The 17,415-nt window shown below is 71.5% G+C and carries 12 protein-coding genes; 5 read left to right on the plus strand and 7 right to left on the minus strand.

Features of this window, described 5'->3' with window-relative positions:
• Window positions 1–8: 8 nt before the first annotated feature.
• The 3 genes from pulA to FHX32_RS21215 form a co-directional block, all read right to left on the minus strand.
• Complete coding sequence (pulA, locus tag FHX32_RS21205; protein WP_167185746.1) at window positions 9–5,504, minus strand: pullulanase-type alpha-1,6-glucosidase; 5,496 nt, start codon at window positions 5,502–5,504, stop codon at window positions 9–11.
• Window positions 5,505–5,661: 157 nt separating this feature from the next.
• A complete protein-coding gene (locus FHX32_RS21210; protein WP_486481221.1) occupies window positions 5,662–6,273 on the minus strand; it encodes a cellulose binding domain-containing protein in 612 nt (203 codons plus the stop codon).
• 159 nt (window positions 6,274–6,432) lie between these two features.
• Window positions 6,433–7,029 (minus strand): cellulose binding domain-containing protein, encoded by a 597-nt coding sequence (locus FHX32_RS21215; protein WP_167185751.1) that lies wholly within the window; start codon window positions 7,027–7,029, stop codon window positions 6,433–6,435.
• A gap of 205 nt (window positions 7,030–7,234) precedes the next feature.
• On the opposite strand from FHX32_RS21215, the gene FHX32_RS21220 reads away from it, so the two are divergent.
• On the plus strand, window positions 7,235–7,780 hold the full coding sequence (locus tag FHX32_RS21220; protein WP_167185754.1) for a GNAT family N-acetyltransferase: 546 nt from the start codon (window positions 7,235–7,237) through the stop codon (window positions 7,778–7,780).
• 70 nt (window positions 7,781–7,850) lie between these two features.
• Here FHX32_RS21220 and FHX32_RS21225 read toward each other — a convergent pair whose 3' ends face one another.
• Entirely contained in the window at window positions 7,851–8,087 is a 237-nt protein-coding gene (locus FHX32_RS21225; RefSeq protein WP_167185757.1) for an SH3 domain-containing protein, read from the minus strand.
• Between the two features lie 37 nt (window positions 8,088–8,124).
• Window positions 8,125–8,787, minus strand: coding sequence for a hypothetical protein (locus FHX32_RS21230; protein WP_167185760.1), 663 nt, complete (start codon window positions 8,785–8,787; stop codon window positions 8,125–8,127).
• A 161-nt stretch (window positions 8,788–8,948) separates the two neighbouring features.
• Between FHX32_RS21230 and FHX32_RS21235 the strand changes: the two genes are divergently transcribed.
• Window positions 8,949–9,137: a hypothetical protein gene (locus FHX32_RS21235; RefSeq protein ID WP_167185763.1), complete on the plus strand. Its 189-nt coding sequence runs from the start codon at window positions 8,949–8,951 to the stop codon at window positions 9,135–9,137.
• 130 nt (window positions 9,138–9,267) lie between these two features.
• On the opposite strand, the gene FHX32_RS21240 is transcribed toward FHX32_RS21235, so the two are convergent.
• A complete protein-coding gene (locus tag FHX32_RS21240) occupies window positions 9,268–9,843 on the minus strand; it encodes a C39 family peptidase (protein ID WP_167185766.1) in 576 nt (191 codons plus the stop codon).
• A gap of 383 nt (window positions 9,844–10,226) precedes the next feature.
• On the opposite strand from FHX32_RS21240, the gene FHX32_RS21245 reads away from it, so the two are divergent.
• On the plus strand, window positions 10,227–10,610 hold the full coding sequence (locus FHX32_RS21245) for an ArsC/Spx/MgsR family protein (protein WP_167185769.1): 384 nt from the start codon (window positions 10,227–10,229) through the stop codon (window positions 10,608–10,610).
• 67 nt (window positions 10,611–10,677) lie between these two features.
• Here the strand turns inward: FHX32_RS21245 and FHX32_RS21250 are convergent, their stop codons facing one another.
• A complete protein-coding gene (locus FHX32_RS21250; protein WP_167185772.1) occupies window positions 10,678–11,034 on the minus strand; it encodes a VOC family protein in 357 nt (118 codons plus the stop codon).
• 160 nt (window positions 11,035–11,194) lie between these two features.
• Between FHX32_RS21250 and FHX32_RS21255 the strand changes: the two genes are divergently transcribed.
• On the plus strand, window positions 11,195–14,050 hold the full coding sequence (locus tag FHX32_RS21255; protein WP_167185775.1) for an aconitate hydratase: 2,856 nt from the start codon (window positions 11,195–11,197) through the stop codon (window positions 14,048–14,050).
• Window positions 14,051–14,271: 221 nt separating this feature from the next.
• Complete coding sequence (locus tag FHX32_RS21260; protein ID WP_167185778.1) at window positions 14,272–17,148, plus strand: BTAD domain-containing putative transcriptional regulator; 2,877 nt, start codon at window positions 14,272–14,274, stop codon at window positions 17,146–17,148.
• Window positions 17,149–17,415: the final 267 nt, after the last annotated feature.

Genomic DNA, 17,415 nt, shown 5'->3' on the forward strand with positions numbered 1-17,415 from the left:
CGGCGGGGTCAGCGCTGCACGAAGACCGCCACGCTGCGGGCCGGCACGGTGAACGTGCCGGTGCCGGCGTCGAACGACGCCGTCCGCACCGCCTCGTCCGCCGAGGTGCGCAGCAGCGGGTGCAGCGCCACGTCCGCGCCGCGCAGCCCGGTCACCCGCTGGGTCGCCGTCTCCGGGGTGGCGTTGAAGACCACCGTCACCGACCTCCACCGCGGATCCAGACCCCGGCCGTCCAGCGTCATGGTCAGCACGCCCGGGGTCTCCGCGGTGCCGGACAGCGGGAACGCCACCCGCCGCTGCACCTGCTCGGCGGTGGTCAGCCCGAACACCGGCGAGGAGGCCCGGATCCGCAGCAGTTCGGCGTACCGGGCGGCGGTGGTGTCGATCGCCGCGCAGTCCGGCACCAGCGCCGGATCGGCCAGCAGCGGCCGGGCGTACGACCACTTCTCCTGGTTGTCCTGGGCGGGCGGCAGGCCGGCGCCGAACCCGTTGCCCTGGGCGCAGTCCCACCGGATCTGGTTGAACCAGTCCCCCGAGTTGTACGAGTTGCGGTCCAGCGACTTCGAGCGCAGCCGCTCGGTGCCGGTGGTGACGAAGCCGGTGCCCTGCCCCATCACCACGGTGCTCAACGCGAGCACCTGCATCCGGGACCGGTCCGCCGCCGAGGTGTCCTGCGGCAGCTTGTAGGCCAGCGCGTCGTACAGGATCTCGTTGTCGTGCGCGTCGACGTAGGTGACCGCCTCCCCCGGCGCGGCGGTGTAGCCGGCGGGCGAGCCGTTGTAGTCGACCTGGGCGCCGGTGACCCGCTCGCCGGCGGAGTTGGTGAACCGGTAGCCGGCGAGGTTGCCGGTCAGCCCCACCTTGATCAGATCGTGCTGGTGCAGCAGCCGGGCCCGCTGGTCGGCCGTCGAGCCGTTCACCGGGTCGCCGTTGGGGTCGGTGAAGAGGCCCGAGGCGAAGCCCTGCTGGCGCGGGTTGGCGTCGAACGGCCCGCCGCCGCGTACCGCGTCGCGGAGCCGGTCGTTGAAGGTGCCGATCCCGGTGCCGGCCATGTTGGCCTGGGTGGCCTGCACGAAGCGGGCGCCGTCGGCCACCTCGCCGAAGTTCCAACCCTCGCCGTAGAGCAGGATCGACTTCCCGTCCACGCCGTCGCGGGCCAGGGTCAGCCTGTCCAGCGCCTTCCGGACGGCCAGGATGTTCGCCTTCGGGTGGTGCCCCATCAGGTCGAACCGGAACCCGTCCACCTTGTACGCCCGGGCCCAGGTGACCAGGGAATCCACCACCAGCTTGCCCATCATCGCGTGCTCCGGCGCGGTGTTGGCGCAGCAGGTCGAGGTGGCCACCGTGCCGTCCTCGAGCAGCCGGTGGTAGTAGCCGGGCACCACCTGGTCGAGCACCGACTTCGGGTCGGTGCCGGCGGCCGAGGTGTGGTTGTAGACCACGTCCATCACCACCCGCAGGCCGGCGCCGTTGACGCCGGCGACCATCTGCCGGAACTCGGTGGTCCGCTTCGCGCCGGTCGGGTCGACCGCGTAGCCACCCTCGGGCACCGTGTAGTGCAGCGGGTCGTACCCCCAGTTGTAGCCGTCGGTGTCGGCGACGGCCGCCACGCATCGCTGCTGCTGGTCCGCGTCCGGCGGCAGCGCGGCCAGGTCACAGGCCGGCTGCCGCTGGTCGGCGCGCCGCTCCGGGATGGTGGCGAAGTCGAACGCGGGCAGCAGGTGCAGGTGGGTCACCCCGGCCTCGCCGAGCGACCTGAGGTGCTTCATCCCGGCCGTGCCGGGGTCGGTGAACGCCAGGTAGGTGCCCCGCCGCTCCGCCGGCACGGTGGTGTCGGCGATGGAGAAGTCCCGCACCGACAGCTCGGAGATCTGCGCCCTGGTCGACGGCACCGCCGCCGGCTTGCGCAGCTTCGCCCAGCCCGGCGGGGCGAGTTTCGGGTCGGCGAGGTCGACGATCTGGCTGTGCGTGGAGTTCGGCGCGAGCGCCAGCGAGTACGGGTCGGTCACCGCTGCGGTGACCACCCGCTGGGCCACCGGCTGCCACGCCTCGACCTGGTAGCGGTAGTACTTCCCGACCCAGTCGCGCGCCCCGCGCACCGACCAGACGCCGGTGCGGTCGTTCCGGCTCATCGCCACCGACGTCGGCTGCCCGGTGGGCGAGTCGAAGAGCTGCGCCGAGACCGTGCGGGCGGTGGGCGCCCAGACCGACAGCGTCGGCACCCCGCCGGAGAAGGTGACGCCGAGCCGGGCGTCGGTGGCCCGGGCGTACACGTCGTCGAGCACCCCCGGGATCTGCACGCCGGTGGCGGCGAGCAGCTCGCCCTCGGCGTCCCGCTCGGTCACCAGCAGCTGGCCGCGCAGGGCGGCCGGCACCCTGGCCAGGTCCCGCCGGTCCAGGGTGAAGCTCTGGTGGGCCCACAGGTGCGGGAAGGCCGCGCGCTGGGCCTCGGTGAGCCCGTTGCGCTGCGCCCGCAGCGGCAGCGAGGTGTACGTCCCGGCCAGCTCGCCGTCGACCACGCTCACCCCGCCGGCCGGCGCGGCCACCAGGGCGTACGCCTTGCCGTCGGTGGGCCCGGTCTGCCAGGCGACGGTGGAGCGGTCGATCCAGTGCGCCCGCTGCCGGGTGATGTCGGTGTCCCGGCCGGTGCCGGTCGCCGTCGACGGCAGCAGCCGGCCCCGGACGCCGGCGAGCAGCCAGACCTCCCGCCCGGCGTCGGCGAAGTCGAGCCGCTGGTCTTCCGGCAGGTCCTTCTCGTCCCCGGCATGGACGATGTAGCTCAGCCCGGTGGCGCCGGCCGCCAGCGGCACCCGGAACACCGCGCCGAACGAGTCGACGCTGGTCGGAGGCATCGGGGTGGCCCAGTCGGTCGGGTTGGCCGCGCCGTCCCAGAGGTGCAGGCCCCAGCCGTCGTAGTTGCCGTCGGCCCGGCGGTAGTGGATGATCGCGGTGCCATCGGCGACGGGCGGGTCCGGCTCGCCGGCGGCCGCCTCCCGGCTCGGATGGACGGTTGGGTCGCCCTGTTTGACCCACACCTGCCCGGTCTGTGTCACGTCGATGCTGCGGTCCTGCTCGACGTCCTTGTTTCCGAACTTGTCGATCACCAGGAAGCCCACCGACTTCGCCCCCGGCTTGAGCTTCACCCAGGCGAACCGGCCGTACGAGTCGGTGCCGGCGAACGGCTGCCCGGTGGGCCACTCGGTGACGTACCCGGGGTCGATGTCGCCCCAGGCGTACAGGCTCCAGTCCGCGTAGTCACCCGCCGGGCGCTGGTAGTGCACCACCACCCAGTCCCGCGAGGATGCCTGCCCGGGGGTGCCCACGGTGGCGGTGGACCGGGCGGTGGCGGTCCGCCCCTTGCCGTCGCGTACCACCGCCTTGTACTCGATCGTCGTGCCGCCGGCCAGCCCGGCCAGGTCGTGGTGCACCGTGTACGGGGCCCGGTCGGCGCTGCCGAGCAGGGTCCACCGACCGCCGGCGACCCGGGCGGCCACCGTGACGGTGGCCAGCGGGTCCCCGGTGACCTGGGCGGTGACCGCCGCCTTCGTGGCGACCGGCTGGTCCGGGGCGGGGGTGGTGATGGTGATCGAGGGCTTGCCGTCGGGCAGCGCGATCGGCGTGCCGGCGCGGTGCACCACGGCCGACAGCGGCGGCACGGTCAGGGTGAGCTTGCCGTCGGCGGTGGCGACCGGGGCGGCCGAGTCGCCGTAGACGCCGGTGAAGGTGGCGCCGGCCGACCAGGTGTCCACGGTGACAGTCTGCTCGGTGCCGGCGTTGTTCACCGCGACCACGTACTCGGTGCGTTGCTTCGGGTCGATGCGGGAGAAGGCGAAGACGCCCGGCCCGTCGGCGGCGTACCGGGTGACCTGCACCCCGTCGCGCAGCGCCGGGTGAGCCTGGCGCAGCCGACCCAGCTCGGCGATGGCCCGGTAGAGCGGATGCGTCCGGTCGTACTGGTCGACCGCGTGGGTGCGGTCGGTGCCGAGCAGGTCGTCGTCGAGGTAGTCGGGGGTCTTCGAGGCGAACATGTCCTGCCGGGCGTCCTTGTCGCCGCCCGGACCGGTGAAGCCCTGCTCGTCGCCGGAGTAGACCACCGGCTGGCCGCGGGTGAGGAACATCAGCTCGTGGGCGAGCCGGTCGCGGCGCAGGTGGCTGGCCGGGTCGGTGCCCCCGCCCGCGATGAACCCGCCGATGCGGCCCATGTCGTGGTTGCCGAGGAAGGTGGTCAGCCGGCCCGCGTCGGTGTCGCGGGAGTTGTAGAGGTCGTCGCGGGCGTACACGTCGGCGAGGGCCTTGGCCGAGCCGTCGGCGGCGGTGTAGCCGCGGGCCGCCCCCTGGAAGGCGAAGTCGAGGGTGGCCGGTAGCCCGCCGCGCCGCACGTACGTCGAGGTGATCTCCGGGTCGGCGCTGTAAACCTCGCCGAACATGAAGAAGTCCGGCTTGCCGGCGCGGGCGGCAGCCCGCTCGACGCCCTGGCTGAACTGCGGCCAGAACTCCAGGTTGGCGTGCTTGACGGTGTCCAGCCGGAAGCCGTCGACGCCGGTCTGCACCACCCAGTCGGAGTAGACCTCGGTGAGCCCGCGGACCACCTCGGGACGCTCGGTCCACAGGTCGTCCAGGCCGAAGAAGTCGCCGTACTCGCTGTTCTCACCGGCGAAGGTGGAGTCGCCCCGGTTGTGGTACATGGTCGGGTCGTTCAGCCACGCCGGCACCTTGACCTTCGCGTCCGCCGGGTTGGCGAACGTCGGCGGGTACGGGAAGGACTGCGCGTTCACCGGTGGGAAGTCACGGCTGCCGTCGGCGTAGTTCCGGTCCTCGAAGGCGCGCCCCTGCGCGTCCTTGTACGGCGCGCTCGCCTTGTCCAGGTAGGGCGCGGACTCGCCGTAGCGGATGACGTCCGCGGTGTGGTTGACGATGACGTCCAGGTACACCTTGATGCCGCGCTGGTGGGCGAGCCGGACCAGCCGCTTCAGATCCTCGTTGCTGCCGAAGTGCGGGTCGACCTGGGTGAAGTCGGTGATCCAGTAGCCGTGGTATCCGGCCGAGACGTCGTCGCCGCGGGCCTGCACCGGCCGGTTCTTGAAGATCGGGGCGAGCCAGATCGCCGTCGTTCCCAGCCCCTGGATGTAGTCGAGCCGGTCCATCACGCCCTTGAGGTCACCGCCGTGGTAGAAGCCCTTGTCGGCGGGGTCGAGGCCGGTGCTGAGCCGGTCGCCGGACAGTCCACCCCGGTCGTTGCGCCGGTCGCCGTTGGCGAACCGGTCCGGCAGGACGAAGTAGAACTGTTCGGCCCGGGCGTCGTCGGCGCCCGCGCGCAGCAGCGCCTCGGCGGAGGGTTCGGCGGACCACTGCACGGCACCGGCGGCGGCGAGCGGGTCGGTGCCCGCCCGGCCGGTGACGGCGCCGCCGAACTGGCGCACGGCGACCGGTACCGCGACGAGGGCGACGGCGAGCATGCAGACGAGGGCGAGCAGGGCCTTGCGCGGTGTCGGCGGGGGTTTCATCGACGGCCTTCCTCTGGTCGCTGATTGGCCCGCACGCTAGCCCTTGCCGAAACATTCTGCAATACCTTGCAAACCAAGTCGCAACAAGGCACGGCGCTTGCAAAGAGGACGGCCCGGCGCAGTCCCGCGCCGGGCCGTGGAGGGTGCCCCGATGCTGTTAGAGCCCGGTGCAGGCGACGCCGTCGACAGTGCAGCTCGCCGGCCGGCTGTCCGCGTCCTCGACGTGGAACCGCAGCGCCACCGAGGCGCCGCCGGCCAGGTCCCGGCCGCTGCGGTAGCTGAAGCCGTCGTCGGTGCGGCTCACCGTCCCCTGTGGCGCGCCCTCCAGCCAGGCGATGTCCAACCGCCCGCCCGGGAAGACCAGCCGGGCCGTCCAGTCCCGTCCGGTCGACGAGGAGTTGCGGATCAGCACCTCGCCGATGAACCCGCCCCGGAACGAGTCCACCACCCGGTAGCGGCCGCTCATCGGCGACGACGGCGGCGGCACGGCCAACGGGGCGTCACCCCCACCGGCGGTGGGCGATGGAGCGCGGCTGGCCCGGCTCGGCGTGGGCCGGGCGGACGGGCTCACGGTGCGCTCCCCCGGCGTACGCGTCGCCCGCGCGGACGGCGTCGGCGAGGCGGAGGCGGTCGGTGGCAGGGGCAGTTCGGGCAGGGCGACCGTGGGCGGCGGTGGGTCGGGCTGCGCGTCGAAGTCGGGACTGCGCCCCCGGTACGCCCCGAGCGCGACGACCAGCAGCACCACCATCACGGCCACACCGATCGACACCACGATCCAGGGCGAGGACGCGACGGCGGTCGTACCGTACGATTTGCTCGGTGCTCGGCCCGTGCCGGACATCTCATCCCTCCAGCGGTCGTCGGAAGCGTAACGGTCGAGGGCGCGCCGGTGGCGTCGGCCCGGCCCCGCACCGGCCGGGCTCACCGCTCAGCCGATGACGCAGTCGGCGCCGTTCACCGTGCAGCTTCCCGGGCGGTCACCGGTGCCGTGGCGGGTGAACCGCAGCCCGAGGGTCCAGCTCTGCCCGGGGTCCAGTGGTCCGGTGCCGCGCAGCGTGTACCGGCCGGCGCCGGTGCTCGTCACCGCGATCCCGGCGCCCCCGGAGGAGACCTGGATGCTCTTCACGTTGCCGCCGAAAAGCAGCTCGACCCGCCACTCGCGGGCGTCGTCGGTGCCGTTGCCGATCACCAGCCGGGCGGTGAAGGAGTCGCGGTCGCTCCCGGTCACCCGATAGCTGGCGGTCAGCACACCGTCGCCCCGGTCGGCGGGGCGCGCGGACCGGTCACCGGCGGGCACCGGTGGCCGCGAGGTGGCCCTGGCCGACGGGGTGGCCGACGTCGGGGTCGCGGGCAGCGGGGACGTCGGCGCGAGTCCCGGTAGTGCGGGCAGGGACGGCAGTGCCAGCGGCTGGGTCGGCGGCGGCTCGGCCGCCGGGCGGCGCTCGGGGGCGCGGAACGCCACCAGCGCGACCACCAGCATCGCGGTCAGCAAGCCGACACCGAGCAGGACGATGACCCAGGGCACCGACGCCAGCACACGGGATGCGGCATGCCGGCCGGGATCGCCGGCGGGCCGCACAGACATCCGTTCCCCCCTCGTCGGAACCGACTCGCCAGCCTAGCCAGCGGTCCTGCCCGGGTGGAATGGAGCCGTCCGCGATCCGACCGACCGGCCGGTGCGCCACCGAAAACGGTTGGCCGACCGGCGGCGGTTCGGGTCTGATCGGCACATGCCCGCCCTGACGCCCCCCACCGAACGGGTACACGCCAGCTTCCTGGCCGCGATGGCCGAGTTCCTGGCCGAGGGCCGGGGCGACCGGCAGGACCACACCATGGTCGGCACCGAGATCCGCCGGTACGCGGCGACCTGGCACCGCCCGGATGCGTTCGTCCGCTATGTGGCCGACCTGCGCGCCCAGGCGCTGCCGGACACGCCGCGGCCGGCAGGTTGGGTGCCGGACACCACGCTGTGGTGGGTCGACGGCGACGAGTACCTCGGCCGGATCTCGGTCCGGCACCGGCTCACCCCGCCGCTGCGGGAGGTCGGCGGCCACATCGGCTACGACGTACGGCCCACCGCCCGTCGCCGCGGGCACGCCACCGCCATGCTGCGCGCGGCGTTGCCGGTGGCCCACCGGCTCGACATCGACCCGGCGCTGGTCACCTGCGACGTAAACAACCTCGCCTCGCGCCGGGTGATCGAGCGCAACGGCGGGGTCCTCGCCGACGAGCGCGCCGGCAAGCTGCGGTTCTGGGTGCCCACCGGGCGACCGTGAACCGCCCCGCCCGGTCCGGCGTCCAGGTCTCGGCTGGGCCGGCCGCCCGGGTCCGCGGCCCGGCGGCGGGTCAGGCGGTCCGCACCACGGTGCAGATGGCCGGGCCATGGTCGGTGGTCCGCAGCAGATAGCGGTACCGCTCGCCGGGCACCTTCCGCCCCTGGGAGTCCAGGAACTCCCACTCGACGGCCACCATGGTCAGCAGGGCGTAGCAGCCGGCGATGGCGGGCACGTCGCCGGCGGTCAGCGCCACGCCGTACCGGTCGAAGAAGTCGGTCAGCGTGTCCAGGTCGGTGGAGGCTCTCACCCGGCTGACAATTGCCGATCAGCCGGCCGGCCAAACCTCAGCGCGCCGGTACCCGCACCTCGATCTCGGCTCCGAGCTGGGCGCCACCGGTCAGGCCGAGGTCGTCGCCGCTCCAGAACCGGCCCGGGTCGTACCAGTTCGGCCGCCGACCGGCGGGGAGCAGCCCCATCGCCTCATAGGTCACCGCGACGACCTCCGCGCAGTACGCCGACTCCAGCGCGCCGTCGCGCACCGGCGTGGCGGCGCCGCCCCGGCGCCCGGGTGCCGGCAGCCGGATCGCCGGTACCCGGCCGCGCAACCAGCGCCAGGCGAGTTGGGCGGTGGACGGGAAGGGCGTGCCGTCCAGGCGGGCGACGGTACGCAGCACCGCATCCTCCATCCCGGCGTCCGCGGGCGGGTCGAGCTGGCGCAGCCAGGCCCGCTGGCCGTACCGGTTCGCCCAGACGCAGACCGCGTCCCGCAGGTCGTGCAGCTGCACGCCGCGCTGGTGGGTGCCCGACCACAGGTCCGGCAGCGACCGGCCGAGCTCGGCGTGCCACATCAGCGGCGGCATGTCGTCCAGCACCACCGCCATGCCGACGTGGTTGACCGGACTGTTGGTGGTGAACTGGATGGCCCGGTCCGGCACGCTGCGGCCACGGAACACCCACAGGTCGCCGGTACGGGTCAGCTCGACGGCCTCGTCCAGGCTCACACTCATGCCGGCACTCCGCTTCGCTCCGTGCCGCCATGAGGCGCGGTCGCACTGCCCCGATGATTCGCTCGCTGACGCTCGCTCATGCCGGCGCTCCACCGTCGCCCGACACGCCACCGTGGGCCGGACCGCTGATTCGCACCCTCATGGCCGTCTACCCTAGGCCGATGCGGCGACGGTTGCGGTGGTGGAAGGTGCTCGGGCTCGCGGGTCTCGCCGGTGTCGCGGCCTCCGGCGTGGTGATCGCCCGCGCCGAGCGGCGGCGGCGCGCGTACACCCCGGAGGAGATCCGGGCCCGGTTGCGGGACCGGCACGCGCAGGCCAGCGCGGCGAAGTCAGCCGACGACGCGGCCTGAGCGGCTTCGCCGCGGCGCGGTCAGTGGCCGTCGGTGACCCGGGAAACGCGGGGACGGCGAAGGGCCGGCCCCCTGGGTTGGGGTCGGCCCTTCGCGTTGCTGCTCGGTGTTCGTTGGTGCTTGTTGGTTGTCAGGCGGTGTAGCCGCGGGTGGCGATCCAGTCGGCGAGGTTGTCGATGTTCATCCGGTAGCTGGCGGTGTTCGGGTTGGCCGAGTCGGCGATGGTCACCGTGTTGCCGCCGTCGCGGTAGCCGACGACGCTGATGTAGTGCCCGCCTTCGAAGGAGTGGGTGCTGCCGTCGGTGTCGGTGGCGGTGCCGGCGATGTTGGCGACCACGGCGCGGCCCTCGTCGACGGCCTTGACGATGTCGGTGCGCAGGTTGTCGGTCTGCTTCTCATCCGCCTTGGAGTCGCGGATCTCGACGCTGCGGTAGACGTCCTTGCCGGTTTCCTTGTTCAGGACGGGGGTGATGTCGTTGATGGAGTTGGTGCCGGCCTCGGTGGTGCCCATCTGCTTGGCCATGGCGTCGACGTCGATGTTCTTGCCCTGCACGGACAGGGCGTTGCGGGCGGCGGCGGGGCCGCAGTAGTAGAAGTTCGGCTGCGCCTCGTAGCGGACGCCGAGTTCCCGCTCACCACTCTGACGGTCGGTGGTGATCGAGGTGGCCGGCGATTCCACCCCCAGCGAGACACGTGATGCCGCCACATCGCCGACACCGGGCCATCAACCCACGGCCAGCCAGCCCGGCCCCAGCGGCACCGGACACCAAGCGATCGCGCAACGGCCGGCGGCCGACCAATCGCCCCGACAGCGCGATACCTCAGAGGCATAACTATGACTCTGAGGTATCACACCCGTACGGCAGTGCCCGCCCCGCGACGACACGCCCGGCTGAACAGGCCGACGGGCCGACCAGGCCGACACCCACCGCAACGGCCGCAGCGGCATGGTTCATGGCGCTGCGGCACCAGACCTGCCTGGATGTGCGCCGGGCCGGGTCACCACACGCCGTGCACGGGAGCGCCGGGGACTGACCAGGGGTTCCGGGGGCGCGCGCGGCTCGACGGGTGGCTGGCACCATGTCGGGCATGGAGATCTGGAACAACCCCGCCTGCTCCAAGAGTGCTGGTGCCCGCTCCGCGCTGGACGAGGCCGGTGTCGGCTACCAGGTCCGGCCGTACCTCGACCAGCCGCCGACCGAAGCGGAACTGGTCGAGGTGCTGCGCCGGCTTGACGCGCGTCCCTGGGACATCTGCCGACTCCAGGAGCCGGCGGCGGTATCCCGGGGGATGGCCGACTGGCCGCGCGACACCGCGGCCGAGCCACGCTGGATCGAGGCGATGGTCGCCTCGCCCGAGCTGATCCAGCGCCCGATCCTGCTGCTCGACGACGGCAGCGCGCTGGTCGGCCGTACCCCCGAGGCTCTGGACGAGGCCGTGCGCCGTGCCGGCGGCGCCGCCCGCACGGCCTGAACCCGGACGTCCCCCGCACGACGGGCCGGCCACCGCCCCGCACGACGAGCCAGGCATCGCCCGCAGGTCAATCGAGCGGGGCCAGGAACTCCAGCCGGTTGCCGTGTACGTCCTCGGTGTGGAAGCGACGCATCCCGGGTAGCTCGTCATCGCCCCAGGTGACGGGGTGACCGGCGGCGGTGAGCCGGTCGGCGAGCGCGTCCAGGTCCGGCCAGAGCAGGGCGGGATGCGCCTTGCGGGCGGGCCGGAAGTCGTCCTCGACGCCGAGGTGCAGTTCGGCGTCGTGCCCGGTGAACCAGCAGCCACCGCGGGCCGCGAGGACCGGCGGCTTGGGCTTCTCGATGAGGCCGAGCACGCCGACGTAGAAGGCCCGGGACGCATCCTCGGAGCCGCGCGGGCAGGCGAGTTGGACGTGGTGGATCATGGTGGTACCTCCTCGTCCCGAACCATGGCACGAGGTTGCGCCTTTAGCAAGACGGACGTACGGTTTTGTTGAAAGCGAGAATCGGCGGTAAGTGTCACCTAACCACGGCGGCACTCCGGCCGGTGCGACAGACTGCTCAGGACTACTCACGGTCGCTGGTGTGAAGGAGTACGACGTGGCGAGCCTCGACACCTTCGGTGCGAAGACCCAGCTACGCGTCGGAGACGCGAGCTACGAGATTTTCAAGATCAGCAAGGTGGACGGCCACGAGCGGCTGCCCTACAGCCTGAAGATCCTGCTGGAGAACCTGCTGCGGACCGAGGACGGCGCGAACATCACCGCCGACCACATCCGGCAGCTCGGCGCGTGGGACTCCACCGCCGACCCGAGCGTGGAGATCCAGTTCACCCCGGCGCGGGTGCTCATGCAGGACTTCACCGGCGTGCCCTGCGTGGTCGACCTGGCCACCATGCGCGAGGCGGTACGCGACCTCGGCGGCGACCCGACCAAGGTCAACCCGCTCGCCCCGGCCGAGCTGGTGATCGACCACTCGGTCATCGCCGACCTGTTCGGCCGTGAGGACGCCTTCCAGCGCAACGTCGAGCTGGAGTACGAGCGCAACAAGGAGCGCTACCAGTTCCTGCGCTGGGGCCAGACCGCGTTCAACGAGTTCAAGGTGGTCCCGCCGGGCACCGGCATCGTGCACCAGGTGAACATCGAGTACCTGGCCCGCACCATCATGGAGCGCAACGGGCAGGCGTACCCGGACACGGTCGTCGGCACCGACTCACACACCACGATGGTCAACGGCCTGGGCGTGCTGGGCTGGGGCGTCGGTGGCATCGAGGCCGAGGCCGCGATGCTCGGCCAGCCGGTCAGCATGCTCATCCCCCGGGTCGTCGGCTTCAAGCTCTCCGGTGAGATGCCGGCCGGCACCACCGCCACCGACCTGGTGCTCACCATCACCGAGATGCTGCGCAAGCACGGCGTGGTCGGCAAGTTCGTCGAGTTCTACGGCCCGGGCGTGAGCGCGGTGCCGCTGGCCAACCGGGCCACCATCGGCAACATGTCGCCGGAGTACGGCTCCACCGTGGCGATCTTCCCGATCGACGCCGAGACCGTCCGCTACCTGGAGCTGACCGGCCGCGACCCGAAGCAGGTCGCGCTGGTCGAGGCGTACGCCAAGGAGCAGGGCCTCTGGCACGACCCGGCCGCCGAGCCGGAGTACTCGGAGCGCCTGGAGCTGGACCTGAGCACCATCGAGCCGTCCCTGGCCGGCCCGAAGCGCCCGCAGGACCGGGTGCCGCTGGGCAGCGCCAAGACGCTGTTCCGCTCGGCGCTGAAGGACTACGTGGCCGCCGACGAGACCGGTGGCGACCGAGGCCGCGCCGCCGGCGTGCCGCAGCAGGAGAAGCCGTTCGGGGTCGTCGGCCACGCCGACGAGGCCAGCGCCGAGTCCTTCCCGGCCAGCGACTCCCCGGCCAACGGTGTCAACGACCCGGCCGACGCCCCGCGCGACCTGGCGACGGCAGCGGTCGGCGCCGGTGGGCGGGCCACCAACCCGATCCAGGTCACCGGTGCGGACGGCACCGAGTTCGAGCTGGACCACGGCGCCGTGGTGATCGCCGCGATCACCTCGTGCACCAACACCTCCAACCCGCAGGTCATGATCGGTGCCGCGCTGCTGGCCCGGAACGCGGTGGAGAAGGGGCTCGCCCGCAAGCCGTGGGTGAAGACCACCCTGGCGCCCGGCTCCAAGGTCGTCATGGACTACTACGAGCGGGCCGGCCTCACCCCGTACCTGGAGAAGCTCGGCTTCCACCTGGTCGGCTACGGCTGCACCACCTGCATCGGCAACTCCGGCCCGCTGCCCGAGGAGATCTCGGCCGCCGTCAACGACGCCGACCTGGCCGTCGTCTCGGTGCTCTCCGGCAACCGGAACTTCGAGGGCCGGATCAACCCGGACGTCAAGATGAACTACCTGGCGTCCCCGCCGCTGGTGGTCGCGTACGCGCTGGCCGGCACGATGGACATCGACCTGGCCAACGAGCCGATCGGCGAGGACAGCCAGGGCAACCCGGTCTTCCTGCGCGACATCTGGCCGAGCAGCACCGAGATCCAGGACGTCATCGCCTCGGCGATCGGCGCCTCCGGGTTCAGCTCGGCGTACGCGGACGTCTTCGCCGGCGACGAGCGGTGGCAGTCGCTGCCCACCCCGACCGGCGACACCTTCGCCTGGGAGGGCGAGTCGACGTACGTCCGCAAGCCCCCGTACTTCGAGGGCATGGAGCGGGAGCCGAAGGCGGTCACCGACATCGCCGGCGCCCGGGTGCTGGCCAAGCTGGGCGACTCGGTGACCACCGACCACATCTCGCCGGCCGGCTCCATCAAGGCCGACTCCCCCGCCGGGAGGTACCTCGCCGAGCACGGCGTGCCGCGGCACGAGTTCAACTCGTACGGCTCCCGCCGGGGCAACCACGAGGTCATGATCCGGGGCACCTTCGCCAACATCCGGCTGCGCAACCAGCTGGTGCCCGGCGTCGAGGGCGGCTTCACGGTCAACCACCTGACCGGCGAGCAGACCTCGATCTACGACGCCTCGGTGGCCTACCAGGAGGCCGGCGTGCCGCTGGTCGTCCTGGCCGGCAAGGAGTACGGCTCCGGCTCGTCGCGGGACTGGGCGGCCAAGGGCACCATGCTGCTCGGCGTCAAGGCGGTCATCGCCGAGTCGTACGAGCGGATCCACCGCTCGAACCTGATCGGCATGGGCGTGCTGCCGCTGCAGTTCCCGGCCGGCGAGACCGCCGAGTCGCTCGGCCTGACCGGCACCGAGACGTTCTCGATCGCCGGGGTGACCGCGCTGAACGACGGCGACACGCCGCGCACGGTCAAGGTCAGCACCGACACCGGGATCGAGTTCGACGCGGTGGTCCGGATCGACACCCCGGGTGAGGCGGACTACTACCGGCACGGCGGCATCCTGCAGTACGTGCTGCGGCGCATGATCGCCAGCTGACGCACCACGTGACAGGGCCCCTTCCGCAGCCGGGAAGGGGCCCTTCGTGTGTCTGGCCCGGGGTTGTTGCGTCGCCAGGTGGTCTTACCCGACGACTGGGATTCCTGCCCGAGCGGCTCCCACCGGCAGCCCCCGGAGGTTTTTGCGCCCGCGGGTACATTGCCAACCGTGGACGTTCTCGACGGCCGCGTTGGCCGGTTAGCCGATGAAGTTTAGCGGCGATGGCGTCGGTGATGTTCCATGTCCTCGGGCCGCTTGCCGTCCGGATCGCAGACGAACCGGTGCCGGTTGGCGGTCCGAAACGGCAGGCGTTGCTGGCGTTGCTGCTGAGCCGGCGCAACAATCCGGTGAGCCTGGATCGGATCTGCGAGGAACTGTGGTGGGGTGAGCCCCCCGACTCCGCCGTCGCCAACATCCGAAACTACGTGTCGTCGATTCGGGCCACATTCGGTGTCCATGGAGACAGGCTGACGACCGGGCACGCGAGCTACAGCATTCTGGTGCATAACGACGAGCTGGACGAGGCTCGGTTCGACGGACAGGTGGCAGCAGCCACATCCGCGTTGGAAGCAGGTCAACCCCATCGGGCGATGGCGCTGTTCGAGTCAGCGCTCGCGCTCTGGCGTGGCGACGCGCTGCTGGGCGCGGGAGGTGGGCTCGCGGTCCGCGCCTACATCGACGCCCTCACCGAGAAATACGCTTCGGCCCGCCTGCAGTATCTGGAAGCGTGCTTGCGCAGCGGTCGCGGCCATGCCGCGATCGACGGCTTGCGCCGGTTCGTGACCGACCATCCGTCCCATGAGCAGGGCTGGTACGCCCTGGTCCGCGCGAGCTATGCCGTGGGCGACAGGTCGGGGGCGCTTCGCGCCTTCCAGGAGGCGCGCGACGCCCTCGCCGAGCACGTCGGCCTTGATCCCGGCCCACAGTTGACGGCACTGCAACGCCGGATCCTGCAGGGCGAACGGCCCGAACCCCGGACCGAGCCGCCGATCCACCCACCTGTCCGGGTATCTGCGCGGCAGATCGCCAGCCTGCCCCGGCCGACTCAGGTGCCACCGCGGCCGCGCCTGATCGTCGGCCGCGACGCTGAGCTCGAACAGGTGAAACGGGTGCTGCTCAGCAGGCCGGCTGGCCGGAGCGGCGCGATCGTCGCGATCACTGGAATGGGCGGGATCGGCAAGACCACACTCGCCCTTGCCGCGGCCCACGGCCTGCGCGATCACTTTCCGGACGGGCAACTCTTCGTCGACCTGCGCGGTTCGGCGGAGCTCGGGCCACGGGAACCGCTCGATGCGCTCCGGCATTTCCTGCGGGCACTGGGCATCGCGGACAGTCGGCTGGCAGACGGCCTCGAGTCAGCCGCGGCCTCGTACCAGAACGCGCTAGCCGGGAGGCGGCTGCTCGTGGTGCTCGACAACGCCCACGATCCGGCCCAGCTACGGCACCTGCTGCCCGCCGGATCCGGCTGTGCCGCCCTCGTCACGAGCCGCCACCCGCTCGACATTCTGGACTGCACCGACCGGGTCCGGCTGGACGCCCTCACACCCGAGGCCGCCGTCGAGATCATGCGCCGCATAGTCGGGGAAAGCAGGTTTGATCACGAACCTGACGCGTTCGGCGCGGTGGCACGTCTGTGCGGATACCTGCCACTGGCCCTCGTGATCGCCGGCCTACGGATGGCCCGACACCCGGGGGTATCGGCCTCGGACGTGGCCTCGGCGCTGCGTGATGAGCACACCCGTCTCGACCACCTCCGGCTTGCTGACCTGGACGTCCGATCGACATTCCGGGCCGGCTACGTCTCGCTGTTGCAAAACAGCTCGGTTGCCGGGCACGCGGCACTCATGCTCCGACGCATCGGCGCCGGACGGTTCCATGAGTTGACGCCGGAGGTCGCCGCAGCCCTGATCGACGCAACACCGTCGGACACCACGCTGGCGCTTGACGCGCTCATCGACCATGGCCTCGTCGAGCACCGCGATGGCCGGTACGTGGTTCACGACCTGATCAGGTCGTACGCGGTCGAGCTGGCGATAGACGAGCCGGTTGAAGTCGGGCGGGCCGCACTACGTCGGATCGCTCGGACCTATATCCGGATCATCCGGAGCAGCCGGGTCCTGTTTCAGGACGGTGAGGCATTTCCCCGGCGGCCCACCGATGCCCGGCTGGGCGCTCCACGCTCGCACGACCAGGCCATGCAGTGGCTCAACTGTCATCGCCACATGCTGAACCGGCTGATCAAAGACCTCACTGCCGACGACGAGTCCACAGCGCTCGCCCACGAGCTGCTCGGGCCGCTGAGCCGGTGGCTGAGCACCACCTTCCCCGCGGACTGCGTCGAGTTCTACGCTCCACTGCTCGCCGAGGCTGACCGCACCAGCGATCCCGCTCACCTCGCCCAGATGTACAGCGCGGCCGTCTTCGCGGAGATCCTCCTGGACCGACCCGCGAAGCTCGCAGAGCGGGTGGCCGAGGCGCGCCGTCAGCTAGCCAAGATCACCGACAACCTGCTGCGGGCCCAGGTGGTGGCGAACATCGCCTCAGCCAGGGTACGTCTTGGGCAACAAAACCAGGCCATTGGCGACTTTGCGCACGCCATCACGGCCTATGCCTCGGCCGGTCGGCACCGGGCCGTCGCCATATGCCTGCTCAACGCTGCGGAAGCCACACACGCTGCGGGCCTCATGGACGAGTCTCTCGCGTTGCTGCGGCACAGTCTCCTCCTGGCTCGAAGGATCGGCCTGCCTCAGCTCATGTCCGAAATCCTCGATTCCTTCGGCATGGTCCGTGCCCGGGCGGGGCAGGAGCACCTCGCCTTGCTCCATCTCGATCGTGCGGTCCGCGAATCAGAGCAGGCAGGCCCTGCCCTAGCGATAGGGCCGCTGCAGCGACGCGCGCTCACTCTTGCGCGTCTACACCACCTCGATCGGGCGATCTCCGACGCTCGCCGGGCGGTCGCCGGCGCGGTTTCGCTGGGGCGGCCCGTCCAGCAACGTGACGCCCTGCGCACGCTCGGCGCCGTGCTCTGGCTCGCTGGTGAACCGGCTGCGGTAGAAGCCCTCGACCAGGCCGACGAGATCGGCATGCGGTTCCTCTAGTCGAGTGATGCCCCGCATCAGTTCGTCGGGATGTGAGCCAGGCGGCTCGAAACGGATCACGCCCTCGACGTATTCAAGCAGCTATTCACAACCGGACCGCGGCGGCTCCTCAACCGGGCGCCTCAAGCCGAAGACGTACCACCCTATGCCCGGGTTATATGGCATCGATATGTCCGTCTGCCATGATTCCTGAGTCGCCTGAAGGCGGCCTCAGTCAACGAATCACGTGGAGGTGTAATGCGAAGAACTGTCGCTCGTTTGCTGGTC

This window comes from Micromonospora sp. CNZ280 (assembly GCF_011759515.1).

What these genes read in the sequence shown, in the direction of transcription:
- pulA (WP_167185746.1), bottom strand. Translation starts at nt 5,504, where the DNA reads ATGAAACCCCCGCCGACACCGCGCAAGGCCCTGCTCGCCCTCGTCTGC.
- FHX32_RS21245 (WP_167185769.1), top strand. Translation starts at nt 10,227, where the DNA reads ATGGAGATCTGGAACAACCCCGCCTGCTCCAAGAGTGCTGGTGCCCGC.
- FHX32_RS21260 (WP_167185778.1), top strand. Translation starts at nt 14,272, where the DNA reads ATGGCGTCGGTGATGTTCCATGTCCTCGGGCCGCTTGCCGTCCGGATC.
- FHX32_RS21230 (WP_167185760.1), bottom strand. Translation starts at nt 8,787, where the DNA reads ATGAGTGTGAGCCTGGACGAGGCCGTCGAGCTGACCCGTACCGGCGAC.
- FHX32_RS21250 (WP_167185772.1), bottom strand. Translation starts at nt 11,034, where the DNA reads ATGATCCACCACGTCCAACTCGCCTGCCCGCGCGGCTCCGAGGATGCG.
- FHX32_RS21220 (WP_167185754.1), top strand. Translation starts at nt 7,235, where the DNA reads ATGCCCGCCCTGACGCCCCCCACCGAACGGGTACACGCCAGCTTCCTG.
- FHX32_RS21235 (WP_167185763.1), top strand. Translation starts at nt 8,949, where the DNA reads ATGCGGCGACGGTTGCGGTGGTGGAAGGTGCTCGGGCTCGCGGGTCTC.